We start from the raw sequence: 14,735 nt of genomic DNA on the forward strand, positions 1-14,735 counted from the left end.
CTTCTCCTTTTTCATTTCCAATTCCACAGACAAATTTTGTTCCCCCAGCTTCTATTCCACCAATTATCATAAATCCTCCTATTAAAAAAGACTTTCTAATTCTAGAATATTACTTTGATTAGAAAGTCTATTGTTTTAAAAATTAATATCCATTATTTTTTGCAACTTCCTTGAACCATTTAGCATGTTCTTTTATCTTTCTTTCTCCTGTTTCAAGGTCAAGTCTGTAAAAACCATATCTTCTTTTAAATGAATTAAGCCAAGACCAGTTGTCTATAAATGTCCATTGATGAACTCCAAAACAATTTGCTCCTTCTTGAATAGCTTTGTGTAATTCATCAAGATGTTCTATTAAAAGATTAGTTCTGAAGCTATCATCTATTCTTCCATCTGGAAGAGTTTTTTCTGAATCTAAGCTCATAGCAATTCCTATCTCTCCAATATACCAAGGAATGTTATTATAATTTTCTTGAATATTTTTTGCTATATCATATAATGCTACAGGATGAATTTCATTTCCATCTCTATAAGGATTAAACCTTCCATTTTCTTTTATATGATATTCAAAGTAATATTCAGGTTCAGTAAATTCTTTAGGTGTTTTTTCAACAGCTTTTACTCTTCTTGGCACATAATAATTTACACCTAAATAATCAACTTTTGAATTTAAGATAATACTTTTTTCTTCCTCTGTTGTTTCAGGAAGCATATTATGTTCTTTTAAAATTTCAATTAAATCTTGAGGGAATTCTCCTTTTACCATAGGGTCAAGAAAACTTCTGTTAAAGAAAAGATCTGCTATGTGAGCAGCTTTTTTATCTTCTGGTCTTTCATCTCTTGTATAAGTCGGTGTTAAATTTAAAATTACTCCTATTTTTCCATCAAGTTTTTGTCTTCTGTATTCCTGTACTGCTTTTGCATGAGCTAGTATTATATTATATGCTACTTGAACAGCAAGTCTCATATCTTTTTTACATGGATAATGGAAATTATATAAATATCCTCCCTCCACAGGGACTATTGGCTCATTAAATGTAGTCCAGTATTTAACTCTGTCTCCAAAAAGTTCAAAAGCTTTTTTAGCGAAAATAACAAATAATTCTATTGTTTTTTTATTTTCCCAACCACCAAGTTCTTCTTGCAGATTAGCAGGCATATCAAAATGATAAAGATTTATTATTGGTTCAATTCCATTTTTTATAAGTTCATCAATATATTCATTGTAAAATCTTACTGCATCTGGATCAACTTCACCAGTATAAAAATCTTTTATAAGTCTTGACCATTGTATTGAAGTTCTAAAAGAGTTAAAATTAATTTCTTTCATTAATTTTATATCTTCTTTAAATTTATTATAAGTATCACAAACTACATATGGAGAAATTTGATTATAAAATCTTTCAGGTTCTTTTTCAAACCAAATATCCCATATTGATTTGTTTATTTTATTTGTAATTCCTTCTGTTTGAGGTCCACTGGCAGCAGCTCCCCAAAAAAAGTTCTCTGGAAATTTTTTCATTATGTTTTCTCCTTAAATTATCTATATTTTTTCATATAAAGATATAATTTCTGTTATAAGCTCTCTTGCAAGAATAGAAGTCATTAGATGGTCTTGAGCATGAACCATAAGTAAACCTATTTCAACTTTATTTCCATCAGCTTCCTGACAGATTAAATCAGTTTGTATGTGATGTGCTTTAAGTGAAGCTTGTTTTGATTCTTCCAATAATTCTTTTGCTTTTTCAAAATTTTTATTTTTTGCCTGTGCTAAAGCTTCAAATGCTAAACTTCTTGCTTCTCCAGCATTTCCTACAAGCTCCATTGCTATAGTTTCTATATCCATATTAATCTCTCCTTTTATTATTTTTTACTTATTATTATGACTTTATTAATTTGACAGCTTGAGATAAAACTTTTTTTCCGTCCATTGTTCCATAATCCTTAGTATCTATTACTGCAACTTTTTTTCCAAAATTTTCTGCAATATTTTTAAATTCTTCTAATTTAAATCTTACTTGTGGACCAAGAAGAGCTACATCATATTCTTTTATCTCATCTTCAAACCTATCAAGACCAACAGCATTAATTTCAACAGGGACTTTATGCTCCTCTGCAACTTTTCTCATTTTATTTACAAGTAAACTTGTTGACATTCCTGATGAACAGCATAGTAATATTTTTTTCATAATTTTTCCTCCATATATTATATAAATTGTTTTTAAATTTCTAAATCTAAGTCTAAGTCATCTTCATTTTCTTCTTCTGCAGCAATAGCCTGTTTATCCAAAATTTTAATAAATGGCAGCCAGATAATAAATACTATAAAGAAGTTAATAATCTGCAGAACTCCTCCCATCATTGAGTTTGTTGCAAGAGTACCACTAAAGAAAATTGGTACAGTCCAAGGAACTGTTACTCCTGTTGGGATTGGGGCAAGACCTATTGCCATCATAAAATATGTAAATATTACAACAACTACTGGAGCAATCATCCATGGAATAAAAATAAGTGGATTCATAACTATTGGTAAACCAAAAATAATAGGTTCATTTACATTAAATATTGCAGCAGGACCTGCCATTTTTCCAAGTTCTTTAAGCTGTCTGCTTTTTACTACAAATAAAAGAGTAAAAGCTACAGCAAGAGTCATTCCTGTTCCTCCAAGTCCTACAGTATATGTTTCCATAAATTGTTTTGTAATGATATTTGGAAGTTCTCCGCCTGCTTGATATGCTTCAAAATTTTGGAGTGCTAATGTATTCCAAACAGGATCTAAAACAGAATTTACTATTACTTGTCCATGTAAACCAAAGAACCATAAAAGTTGAATCATCAAAATAGCAATTATTGTTGCAAATAATCCTCCTCCAAGTTTAATAAGCGGAGTCTGTATTGTTGTAAAAATAAAATCATGTATATTATTAAAAGATGTAAGAGAAAATAAGATTCTTACAACCAAAAATACAGTTAAAGTTAAAAAAGCTGGAATTAATGCAGAAAAAGATTTTAATACTGCAGGTGGAACACTATCTGGAAGTTTTATTGTCCAACCTCTTAAAACAGCTTTTCTATATAATTCTGCTGCAATAATTGAAACTAAAATTCCAACAAACATTCCTTTTGCTCCTAATCTGTCTAAAGGCATAGCTCCTTTTTCTAAAGGTGTAACTAAGAAAAAAGCAGAAATAGCTACTGCAGATCCAAATATTCCCTCTATGCCATATGATGTAGTTAAGAAATATCCTATTCCCATAACAACAAACACTGTCATTATAAGCATACTTCCTTCTGCAGCAGGAGCAAGAGCATCTTTTAAAACTTGAACTTTGTCTTTACTCATTATTAAAGTAAGAAATGGTAGATTTGATATTACTACAAATATAGAACCAAATATAGTAAGTGGAAATGAAAGCATAAAAGCATCTTTTAAAACATTTAAATATCTGCTCTGCCCAAGCTTTTCAGCAATAGGAAGAAGATATTTTTCTAATACAAACATAAATTTATTCATAAGTTATCCCTCCAAAGATTTTTTTTGATAACTCATTATTACATTTTCCAAAAAAAGTGTCAAATTTCAAGAAAATTAGTATTATTTTCGTTTGATAAAATAGAAGTGATTGCAAAAATATAGATTTTATAGTATTATCTAAATAGTAATTGAAAAAAATATTTTTATTTTTTCGTCTGTTTTTAAAGAAAAATTTTAAAAAAAATTTATTTTTTTGGAAAGGAATTTTTATGGAAATAAATATTGAAATAATTCCAAAGTATGTAAAACCTGAATTTCAGCTTTTAAATATGCTTATTGAAGATATTTTAAAAAATAAAAAACTTATTTACAGTCTTTCTGAAATTTCAGTTCCAAGTTTAAAAGGAAGTAAGCTTTTATTTTTAGAAAGATTTGTAAAAAAGGGAATACACTACACTTTTAAAGAAAATAGTGGGATTATTCTCCCTGTGTCTCATTATAATATTTCAAAAAATAATATTTCATTTTTCTTAAGTGATACTTTTAAAAAAGCCATTTTAGAAGAAAATATTTTCTCTGTATTGGAGCTTAAATATATTTTAAAATTTGAAGAAAATTTCACTAAATATTTCTATTATAATTTTATTACAGATGTTGAAGATGAAAAAAATATAATTATCTCTTTAGAAGATTTAAGAAATCTTCTTAATTTGAAAGAATATGAAAGATTTTATGATTTTGAAATAAATATTTTAAAAAAATTAAAAAAAGATATAGATTTGAAAACTAATTATATTTTAGGATATGAAAAAATTAAAAGTGGTGAATTTAAAAATAATAAAGTCACTGCTATTGAATTTTCCATTTACAATAAGATTTCAAAAATAAAGAATGAACAGGTTAATGAACTTATGACTTTAATTGCTTCTCATGTAAAAGATTTTAAATATACATATAATATTTTATATAAAGCACTAGAATATCTTCCTCTTGAAGAATTAAAAAAATATCTAAAACTAATTTTAAAAAATATCCCAAATAATTCTAATATAGATGAAGAACTTAATAAGTTTATTAATAATAAATTTAGGCTTAGTAAATATGAGAAAATATATGAAATTTCTGAAAACTTTAAAAATCCATTGAAAATGCAAAATTTTATTTATAAAAAATTGGCAGGGATGGTGGATTTAGAATTTTTAAAAGATAATCTTACTTCAACAGAATTTTTAAAAAAAATATACTTTGCAAAAGATGGAGAGCAGTTATTTTTTGAAAATGAAAATATAATAATTTCTATAAAATACTTTAGAAGTAAAGAAAGTTCTATTGAAGTTTTTCAAAGAAAAGAATAAAATATTGTTACTTGTATCACATTTAAAAAATTTTTTTTACAATTTTTTTGATAATAAAAACATAAAAAAACCTCTCTTGATATTAGTTAATTATATTTATAATTCATTAATAATCAAAAGAGGTTTTTATTTATATAAAATTTATTATATTACTAATTTTTTTCTTAATATTTTATTTTAATTTTGAATCAAAAACATATTCTCCATTTGTAATTTTTAAAATTGTAACAGCCTTTACAGGATTGTTGTGTTCATCAAAAGTTAAATATCCTGTGATACCATCATACTCAATATTTTTTAAAGCATTGACTATGGCATCTTTATCAGTAGTTCCTGCATTTTCAACAGCTTTTTTAACCATATATATTGCATCATATCCTAAAGCAGAGAAAGCTGATGGATCTTCTTTATAAGTATCTCTATATGATTTTAAAAAGTTTTGAATTTTTGAAGATGTATCTTGCATAGAAAAATGATTTGTGAAATAAGAATTTTCTATTGCATTGTAAGAAGTTGAATCAAGAGTTTTTGCAATTCCATCCCAACCATCAGAACCAATAAATATAGCTTTTACTCCTACTTCTCTTGCTTGTGTTGCAATCAAAGAAGCTTGTTCATAATATTCTGGAACAAGAAGAACATCAGGTTGTTCAGCAGCTATCTTTGTAAGCTGAGCTCTGAAATCTTTATCTCCGTCAGCATATCCTTCTTTTGCAATAATTTTTATTCCTGAAATATCAGCTTGTTCAATAAAAGCTTTTGCAATTCCATCAGAATAATCACTTGAATTATTTATCATAATAGCAGCAGTTTTTGCATTAAGTCTTTCTTTTGCAAGAATAGCTAAAACTTTTCCTTGATAAGGATTTGTAAAACATACACGGAAAATACTTGGTCCAGCTTCTGTGATGTCAACTTGTGTTCCTGTTGGAGTAATCATAGGTATATTATCTTGAGCTGCGATTTCAGCAACAGCAAGAGATGGTTTTGAAGTAATTTCTCCAATTATTGCAGAAGCTCCTTTGTCAATAAGTTTATTATAAGCCATAACAGCTTCTGTTGAATCTCCCTTTGTATCAAGAGTAATGTATTCAACTTTTTTTCCAAGAATTCCTCCGTTTTTATTTATTTCATCAACAGCAAGATTTGCTCCATTTGTTGTAGTTACTCCATAAATTGCAAGTGAACCTGTAAGAGGTGCAAGACCTCCTATTTTTATTGTTTCAGTTTCAACAGTTTTTTCACCTCCACCACAAGCAGTAAATAACACAGTAGCTCCTATCATTATGGCATTTTTGATTTTGTTCATAGAAAATTCCCCCTTTGAAATATTATAAATTTTTAAATAGATTACAAAATAAAAAAGACAGCTTTGTAAGGCTGTCTTTAACTACACAACTATTTATTACATATTTTCAATTTAAAAAATAAAATTTCTGATGTTTTATTCTTTAGCTTAAATAAAAACATCATAAAAAATTTTAAATCTGAATATATTTAAATAAGAGGTTAAAAATATAATTATACCATGCCTTAACAAAATTATTTGTGTATTTTTTTGTAGAATATAAAAGCAGCAGTGTAAACAGCAGAGTTACAACAAATAATAAGTTAAGTAGCATTAGCATATTTTAAAACCTCCTTTTGTGAAATTGTTTTGTTTTTTGTTAAAACAAGTATAGAACAAAATCATAAAAAAAGCAAGAAAAATTTCAAAAAATTTTTTAATTTATAAAAAAAATGTTGAAAATATCAAAAGGTATAACTTTTAATTTTCTATTTTATATTCAATATCATTTCATATTGCATAGAAGAAATTTGAAATCCTAGATTTATTAAAAAGTTTTCCATATTCTTATATTTTCTGTCTATATTAATAAGTTTTATAGAATTTGAATCAGTATTTTTTACCAGTTCATACAAAATATTTTTTCCTATACTTTTATTTCTATAATTTTTATTTACTGCTAATTGTGGTATTTTACCAGATTTTTTTTCAATAATACCATAGCCTATTATATTTTTTTTATCTTTAACTACTATATAGGTAAATATTTCTTTTGTAGCTTTTATTGAATCTATTGAGTTCTGCCAAGAGGGAGAAAAATCCCAAAAACTTTTAAAAATACTCCACATACTTTCATCTATATCTGTGATTGCTTCTATAGTATAAGAGCTAGATATAAAAGAAACAGAAGGTTTAATATCTGCTTGTAATACAGAAAAATTTCTTGTTATTTGAAAACCTTGTGATTTATAAAGTTCAAAAGCTTTTATATTATTTTGTATTACTTCAAGAAGATATTGTTCTATATTATTTTCTTTTAAAATTTCTGTTACTTTTACAATCATTTTTTTAGAAAAACCACAGGTTCTATAATCAGGTATAATAGCTGTTCCCATATCATAAGCAGTTTCTTTACCATTCCATTTTCTTTTTCCATTTAAAACAAAACCTATAAGTTTATTATTATGAAATAATCCTAAAGATATACAGGGATTAAATCCTTTATTGATAAGCATTGTTTTAAAATCTTCATAAGGCAGAAAAAGATTTACAGAATAATCAGAAAAGGCTTCCATAAAGCTATCATATATTATTTTTGTGTCAATGTCATTTAAAGTTTTAAATAAATACATATTTTCTCCCTTAGTAATATAAATAAACAAATATATTTTTAAAATTATAGAAAAATAATATTCTATAAATTAAGCTAAATAAGATGTAGCAGAAATTAATTGTTTAATTGATTCAAAATCTTTTTTAGTTCAGAAGAATTAGCTATTTCTCCACCAATATATGAATCAGCTTCTTTTAAATATTCATGAGCTTTTTCTTTTTCATCAATAAGTGCATAACACCAAGCAAGTTCTAATTCTGTCCAACCTCTAAATTCACCTTTTTCTTTAGAAACTTTTAAAATATCTATAGCTTTTTGAATTTCTCCCAATTTTCTGTAACAAGAACCAAGATGATAAGAAATCCATTCATTGTCAGGATTTATAAATTTAGCTTTTTCAAAATATTTAACAGCTTCTTTATTTTTTCCAAGTTTTGATAAAGCAAATCCAATCTGTCCATTAATCCATTCATCGTCTCTTCCAAGTTCTATAGCTTTTTGAAAATATTCTAAGGCTTCTTGATATTTTTCAGGTTCTCCACTTAAATTCCAACCAATTTCAGAATATAGCCAAATATCATTTCTTCCTAGCTTTTCAGCTTCATAAAGATATTTTAAAGCTTCTTCAGAGTTATTCATTCTTCCATAAAGATAAGCTATTTGAGAATTAACAGAGTCAGTATTACCTATTTCTGTTACAACAAAAGATTTAAGCTTTGCAATGGCTTCTTCTGTTCTTCCCATATTTTCAAGACATTCAGCTATTTCAGAGACTATCCATTCATCATTTCTGCCTAGCTCTTCAGCTTTTTGATAATATTCTAATGCTTTATCATATTTTTTAAGTTTTTTCAAAGAGAAAGCCATTTCAGAATAAACCCATTCATCATTTTTTCCTAATTCTACAGCTTTTTCAAAATATAATAATGCTTCATCATATCTTTCTAATCTATTTAAACAGAAACCTGTTTCAGTGTTAATCCACTCATCATCTCTTCCAAGTTTTTTAGATTTTTCTAAATAAGGAAGTGCTTCATTGTATTTTCCTAAATGGTCAAGCCAATATCCAAGTTCTCCATTTAAAGGGATATCATCTTTTCCTAATTCTAAAGCTTTTTCATAATATTCAAGTCCTTCCTTAACTTTATCTAATCTTACAAGAGAATATCCAAGTTCAAAGTAAATCCATTCATCATCTCTTCCAAGTCCTTTGGCTTTTTCTAGGTAAGGAAGAGCTTTATCATATTTGTTAAGATGATTATATGCCCAACCAATTTCAGAATTAATCCAAATATCATCTCTGCCTAAATTTTTAGTTTTTTCTAAATATTCAAGTCCTTTTTTACAATCATTTTTTATATTATCATATATCCAAGCTAACTCACAAAGAATATAAATATCTTCAGAATCTATTTCTAATCCTTTTTGATAATTTTCTAAAGCTTCATCATATTTTTCTAATTCTTTATACAAATCTCCAAGTCTTGCATATACCCAAGAATCATTTCTTCCAAGTTCTACGGATTTTTCATATTTTTCAATAGCTTCTTTATATTTTTCTAATCCACCAAGACAATATCCTAGCTCAGAGTTAACCCAAATATCATCTCTACCTAAAGAAATAATATTTTGTAAATATTCGTAGGCTTTTTCATACTCTCTTAAGAAATCATATGCCCAAGCAAGTTCTGATTCAGTAGCTATAATATCATTAGTATCTTTTGCTAAATCTCTAGCTTTTTGGAAATATTCCAAAGCTTCATCATTTTTCTCTTCGTCAAGCTTTCTATTTCCCAAGTCAGAATAAACCCATCTTAAAAGAGTATCTCCGTCAGGTTCGTTAGGATTTAATTCAAGACATTTTTCAAAATATTTTTTAGCTTCTTCTAAATATTCTGGATTTTCTTTGGCTTTTTCAGAATAGTAATAAGAATATCCTACACGGAAATTCCAAATAGAATCATTTTCTCCATCATCTTTTAAAGAAAGTAAAACTTTAAGTCCCTCTTCACATTGATTGTTGTTATTATATGCTCTTGCAAGTTTTCCAAGAATATCATAGTTTAAATCCTCTTTAGGTAAAGAAGTAATTATATTAATAATATCTTGATTTTTATCTTGCTTATGAAGAATATCTAATTCTTTTTCTAAATCACTTTTGTTGGCAAAAGATTGATATAACTCTTCATCATCAATATTTATCAATCTTTCTTTTGAGTTTTTATCTGCTTCTTCATCTATGTAGTGAGAATTTGCATAAGCATATCCTCTGTCATTTTCTATATCATCTTTTAAAGTTAAAAATTCATAATCATTTGGTACAAGTTCAAGTCCTTTATCTATTGCATTAAAAGCTTCATCTAAAAGATTATATTTGTAACAAAGTCTACCAAGTTGTAGCCAACCCCAAGGATATGAAGGATCTACTTTTGTTCCAAGTCTACTATATTCTAAAGCTTCATCAAATCTTCTAAGATAAACTAAAGCACAAGAATATCTATAGCACCAAATCCCATTTTTTATTCCCTCATTTTTTACTTTAGCAAGTGTTTTTTCTGATAACTCATAATATTCGTAGGAATCCATATTGTTGTAAACATAAGCTCTCCAAAGTGCCACTTGTAAATCATTATTCATTTCTTCGTCAGTATAATTATTTTCTTTTTGTATTTCTTCTAGACTTCTTAAAATATCATCTAAGTATGCTTCTTCAAATATTTTATTCCATTTTTCTGTAATTATAGCCATAGTTCCTCCTTTAGATTGCTAAAGTTATGTTTGTATAATTTTTCTATTAGACGAAATTTTTTTATAATTTGCTGTTTAAATATAAAATATTTAAATTTTAACTTTCCCAAGTAATATCCACTATTTCTCCATTTTTATCAGTAACTATAACTAAAATTTCATCACTTATCTCATCATCAAGGATATAATCCCAAATAGCATAATATTCCTCACCATTTATATTTTCATATTCAGGATAAATTCCTATTCTGTTAAGTTTTAGTGCCGAAAGAATTTGTCTGTCTATAGGTAAATTTTTATCACAATTATCTAATGTTCCATTTTCTTCAATACTTTCCATTAATTCTTCAGAGTGAAAATCAATCCATTCTTTAGTTACACCATCATTTTCAAAATCTTTTATAATCTCTTTATCAATTTTTTCTTTGAATGTTTCCAATTTAGAAATATATTCTTCATATTCTTTTACCCAATTATTTTCTCCAAGAACTGCGTCACTGTTTATATCAAGCTGTATTTCTCTGTTTTGAAGTTCTATTGTTGTTTCAAGATAATCACTATTAAAATCTACATTTTTAAAATATTTTATTTCCATAATTCCTCCTTTTTATCTAATAACTTTATTCCATAAAATATATCTGCTTGGAATATCATCACATAACCAAACTTTATTTTCTGACAGATAGAATTTATGTCCTATGCTTTTAAGTTCTTCTATATCTATTGGAAGAATAATTACTTCTCCGTGTCTTTGTCCAACATTTCTAGCAGTTTCAATGTCCATTGATAGATGAACATATTGTCTATTCATTTTTAAAATTCCTTTTTCTTTTATACTTTCTAAAAATCTAGTGGTTGTTCCGTGATATAGGATTTTTGGTGGTGTCATCTCTTTAAGGTTTAGTTCTACTTCTATAGAATGTCCTTGACTAGCTCTGATTTTAGTTTTATCTTCATTGAAACTATATCTTTTTTTATTATTTTCTCTGACTATTCTTTCTAAAATCTCCATATCAATATATCTTTCAGAAAGTTTTACTTTTTCTATCAGTTCTTTTACATCAGCCCAGCCATTTTTATCTAAAGTTATCCCTATTGTTTCAGGTTTGTGTCTAAGGACAAGACTTAAAAATTTTCCTAGTTTTACATCATCTATTTTTTTCATAACTCCCTCTCCTTATAGTTTTCAATTTTTCTTTTCGGAAGTTTTGCCCCTATATTATTTAAAATCTCCCAAAAGTTTCTATAATCTTTTGAGGATATAATATAGTTTTTATTTTCCATAGTTATTTTTATTCTATAATAATAAATCCAAAGTTTTGGTATAAACTCACTTTTTATAAAATCAATTTTTTGTATATCTTTTTTCTGTATTCTTATCTTTCTTCTCAAAATAGGATAAAAAAATATCAATTCATAATGGGTAATTTTAAGAGTTTTATAAAAAATAAAATCCCTTATAAATATAAATCCATAAAAAACTCCTAATAAAATTGTAAAAACAGTATAACTATTTTTTGAAAAGGAAACTCCTGTCTTTAGTCCAAAATAAACTATAAAGCAGGAAAATCCTATAAAAAAACTATCTACTATTTTAGATAAAATATTTATTTTGCTTTTTATCTTATAGTTTTCCATAAAACTCTCCTTCTCTGCTTTAATACTGATTATTTCTATGTTGGTAGGTCTAATTATTTTTATAATTTGGTTACTCTACATAAATCAGTAGAAAATCCTCGGGACAAGGATTGGACACCCTTGTCCTTTCCCTAAAACTTTTTTTACTTTCAGTATATAGCATAAAAATCTTTCTTCTATTTTATATTTTAAAAAAATATTAACCACTCTGAATGACTAAGTATTGCATATATAATTTTTCTTTTAGGCTCTTTATTTTTAAAAACTTTAATAACTATATAGAGAATACTTAAAAAATTTATAAGAAGTAAAATTCTAAAAAGTATTAAATCATAAAAACCTAAAAATCCTATAAAAATTTCAGGTATTATAACAAAAACATCATAAAGTTTATTAATTATAAAAAGCTTTTTTAAATCTTTATACTTTCTTATAAAAAGAAAATATATAAAAGTATAAAAAAGAACTGCAATTAAAAAGATAATATAAATTATTTCCATTTCCATTTTATTATTCCTCTTCTTTTAAATAAAAATCTATTAAATAAAGTGATACTATAAAATTTATAAAATATACAAATCCTGTAAAACCTCCATTTAGAATACTAATTATTAGAAAAATATCTTCTCCTACTAAAATTATTAAAACTTTTGGATTTAAAAATTTTTTAGTTTTTCTAAAACCATCTTTTAATGCTGCCATAAACTTTTTATCAACTAAAACTCCTAATACTTGGAAATTTATAATTAACCCTATAAAATTTATCATTACAGCAAGTAAAATATGTAGAACTAAAGGATTAAGAATAAGAATATTCATATCAATAGTATAATTTATAAATATGGCAATTCCAAGGAATAACAAACCTATAATATTAACAGCTAAAGTATTAAAAAATTTCTTAAAATTCATTGGCTTAGTCTGAACTTTTCCATTAATTTTAATCAGCATATTTAAAATTAAAATTTCTACTATTACTACTAATAATAAGGCTATAATCCCACCTGCTATTATTAAAAATATTATATTTTCTCTCATCATACTGACAGCCATAATATATGTAGAAATTATAATCCCTGCTCCAATAGTTAATCCTGCTATGCTTAATATGTATTTTGCATAAAATCCTAAAGATTTTTTTCTTAATCTATAAGTAACCTCATCTTTTTTATCTGAAATTAGAAAGTTTTTAAAAACCAATATTAAAAAGCATATAAAAGTTACTATAAAGAAAAGAAAAAATATATTTAAAAAATCATAGCAAACATCAGTATTTAGTCCATAATATATTAAAACAGAGATATACAGAGTAAAGATTATTCCATAAAATGGAACTAAAATCCTTGAAGATTTTTCTTTAAAATATCTAAACATATCAACTACTGCTATTTTATATTTTAAATTTTTAACAACAGAATACAAAAATCCCATTACAAAAATAGATACTATAATATCAGTAGATACTGTTTTTAAATTAAAGAAAAGTATTTGATTATTACTTAAAAATTCCTCTCTATCTAAAATTTCTATCTGTTTGTAAAGTAGAAGAGCATTTAAAGAAAAAATTCCCAAATAGATTAAAAAATTTATTAATATGTCTTTCCATTTTTTAGTTTTATATTCCTCTATAAAAAGTATTGTTAATATCAGTGGAACAAAAACAGTAAAAGTTTCTACTTTTATATCAAATCTATTTACTCCAAATACAACAAGCAGATTTAATAAAAATATTATAACTATTCTAAATGGTTTTTTATAAAGTTCTGATACACTGATTTTAAATATTTCTGACATAATATCAGCTCCTTTTAAAGCTCTTAATCTAAAAAGCTTCCAACAATCTCTTCACAGTTATTTATAAAATAGCTCCAATCTCCTATTTTAAAGATTTCTTCATGTTCTGCGTCAAAAATATATATGTTTTTTTCTTTAGGATACCATAAAAAATGAAACCAATAGTTTTCTAAATCTTTTACTAAAGAAAGATATTTTTTTCTTTTCCAAGTCATTTCAACTGTATCTTCCAATTTCCAAAATTCAATATATTTACTATCAATATTCTCTGAAAATTCTATTTTTAAATCTCCCTTATTAAAGAACTCTACCATATCTTTTGGCAGTTTATATTTTTTTATTATACTTTTTCTAGCTTCTTCATTGTGAAAATCTACTGGCTCTAAACTTTTAATATAATCTATCATCTCTTGATTTTCATTTAAAACTGCTATTGTATATGGTCTTTCTCCAAACTTGTTTTTAATTGTTATATCAGCTCCCTTTTCAACGAGCCATTTTACTAATTTAAGAGAATCTGTAGTAGCAGCTACTATTACAGGAGTTGAGTTATCAGTAAAAACTTGGTCATATTCGTGATAATTTATATCAGCTCCATAGTCTAAAAACATTTGAGCTAATTTTTGATTTCTATCATAGACAGCTTTTCTTAAACAATTATTTCCATATTTTTTAACAGTTACTCCATATTTCTCAAAAACATCTATATTTTTAAAATTTTTTCCATAATAAATATCAGAGTAAATTCTTTCGTATTGTTTTTTAGTGAGATTTTCTAATGCTCCGTGCTTTATAAATAATTCACACATCTCTGAAGATAAAAAACGAGCTGCACTTGAAATAGGAGTTCCCCAATCGTCTACATCAGCTTTCACATTTACTCCTTTTTCAATTAACCATAAGATAACTTCTTCTTTAATACATTGTATAGCTATCTCCAAAGGAGTTTCTGTTATAAATTCGCTTAAAGTAATTTTTTTATTTATATCCCAGCCGTTTTTTAATTCTTTCTCTAAATTTTCTACATCACTGTTTAAGATATACTCTACAACTTGAGGTACTTTTTCAAAGTTTCCAAGATAACCAATTTTGTACATAAGTTCCCTC

Annotated in this window: 13 protein-coding genes and 1 pseudogene; 1 reads left to right on the forward strand and 13 read right to left on the reverse strand. The window is 25.9% G+C overall.

Annotated features, from left to right (window positions below):
- Nucleotides 1-142: 142 nt before the first annotated feature.
- The 4 genes from I6E17_RS07450 to celB are packed head-to-tail and all read right to left on the reverse strand — an operon-like array spanning nucleotide 143 to nucleotide 3,511.
- A complete protein-coding gene (locus tag I6E17_RS07450; RefSeq protein ID WP_235236471.1) occupies nucleotides 143-1,519 on the reverse strand; it encodes a glycoside hydrolase family 1 protein in 1,377 nt (458 codons plus the stop codon).
- A 21-nt stretch (nucleotides 1,520-1,540) separates the two neighbouring features.
- Nucleotides 1,541-1,849, reverse strand: a complete 309-nt coding sequence (locus I6E17_RS07455; protein WP_235236575.1) for a PTS lactose/cellobiose transporter subunit IIA — start codon at nucleotides 1,847-1,849, stop codon at nucleotides 1,541-1,543.
- A 28-nt stretch (nucleotides 1,850-1,877) separates the two neighbouring features.
- Complete coding sequence (locus I6E17_RS07460) at nucleotides 1,878-2,186, reverse strand: PTS sugar transporter subunit IIB (protein ID WP_235236472.1); 309 nt, start codon at nucleotides 2,184-2,186, stop codon at nucleotides 1,878-1,880.
- Between the two features lie 32 nt (nucleotides 2,187-2,218).
- A complete protein-coding gene (celB, locus tag I6E17_RS07465; protein ID WP_235236473.1) occupies nucleotides 2,219-3,511 on the reverse strand; it encodes a PTS cellobiose transporter subunit IIC in 1,293 nt (430 codons plus the stop codon).
- 230 nt (nucleotides 3,512-3,741) lie between these two features.
- Here celB and I6E17_RS07470 point away from each other — a divergent pair, with 230 nt between their 5' ends.
- Complete coding sequence (locus tag I6E17_RS07470) at nucleotides 3,742-4,827, forward strand: hypothetical protein (protein WP_235236474.1); 1,086 nt, start codon at nucleotides 3,742-3,744, stop codon at nucleotides 4,825-4,827.
- 172 nt (nucleotides 4,828-4,999) lie between these two features.
- Here I6E17_RS07470 and I6E17_RS07475 read toward each other — a convergent pair whose 3' ends face one another.
- The 9 genes and pseudogenes from I6E17_RS07475 to I6E17_RS07510 all read right to left on the reverse strand — a co-directional run bounded on the left by I6E17_RS07475 (nucleotide 5,000) and on the right by I6E17_RS07510 (nucleotide 14,725).
- Complete coding sequence (locus I6E17_RS07475; RefSeq protein WP_235236475.1) at nucleotides 5,000-6,136, reverse strand: ABC transporter substrate-binding protein; 1,137 nt, start codon at nucleotides 6,134-6,136, stop codon at nucleotides 5,000-5,002.
- A 467-nt stretch (nucleotides 6,137-6,603) separates the two neighbouring features.
- Nucleotides 6,604-7,467, reverse strand: a complete 864-nt coding sequence (locus tag I6E17_RS07480; RefSeq protein WP_235236476.1) for a GNAT family N-acetyltransferase — start codon at nucleotides 7,465-7,467, stop codon at nucleotides 6,604-6,606.
- 95 nt (nucleotides 7,468-7,562) lie between these two features.
- A complete protein-coding gene (locus tag I6E17_RS07485; protein ID WP_419180983.1) occupies nucleotides 7,563-9,653 on the reverse strand; it encodes a tetratricopeptide repeat protein in 2,091 nt (696 codons plus the stop codon).
- A pseudogene (locus I6E17_RS10050) lies at nucleotides 9,630-10,196 on the reverse strand (hypothetical protein); the annotation flags it as partial. The pseudogene I6E17_RS10050 and the gene I6E17_RS07485, both read right to left, overlap by 24 nt.
- A gap of 97 nt (nucleotides 10,197-10,293) precedes the next feature.
- Nucleotides 10,294-10,791, reverse strand: coding sequence for a DUF2004 domain-containing protein (locus tag I6E17_RS07490; protein ID WP_235236480.1), 498 nt, complete (start codon nucleotides 10,789-10,791; stop codon nucleotides 10,294-10,296).
- Nucleotides 10,792-10,803: 12 nt separating this feature from the next.
- Nucleotides 10,804-11,361: an RNA 2'-phosphotransferase gene (locus I6E17_RS07495; RefSeq protein ID WP_235236482.1), complete on the reverse strand. Its 558-nt coding sequence runs from the start codon at nucleotides 11,359-11,361 to the stop codon at nucleotides 10,804-10,806.
- Between the two features lie 661 nt (nucleotides 11,362-12,022).
- Complete coding sequence (locus I6E17_RS07500; RefSeq protein ID WP_235236484.1) at nucleotides 12,023-12,340, reverse strand: hypothetical protein; 318 nt, start codon at nucleotides 12,338-12,340, stop codon at nucleotides 12,023-12,025.
- A 4-nt stretch (nucleotides 12,341-12,344) separates the two neighbouring features.
- Complete coding sequence (locus tag I6E17_RS07505) at nucleotides 12,345-13,628, reverse strand: hypothetical protein (RefSeq protein ID WP_235236486.1); 1,284 nt, start codon at nucleotides 13,626-13,628, stop codon at nucleotides 12,345-12,347.
- A 23-nt stretch (nucleotides 13,629-13,651) separates the two neighbouring features.
- Nucleotides 13,652-14,725, reverse strand: coding sequence for an ankyrin repeat domain-containing protein (locus I6E17_RS07510; RefSeq protein WP_235236488.1), 1,074 nt, complete (start codon nucleotides 14,723-14,725; stop codon nucleotides 13,652-13,654).
- Between the last annotated feature and the right edge of the window lie 10 nt (nucleotides 14,726-14,735).

Source organism: Fusobacterium perfoetens (genome assembly GCF_021531595.1).
GTDB lineage: Bacteria > Fusobacteriota > Fusobacteriia > Fusobacteriales > Fusobacteriaceae > Fusobacterium_B.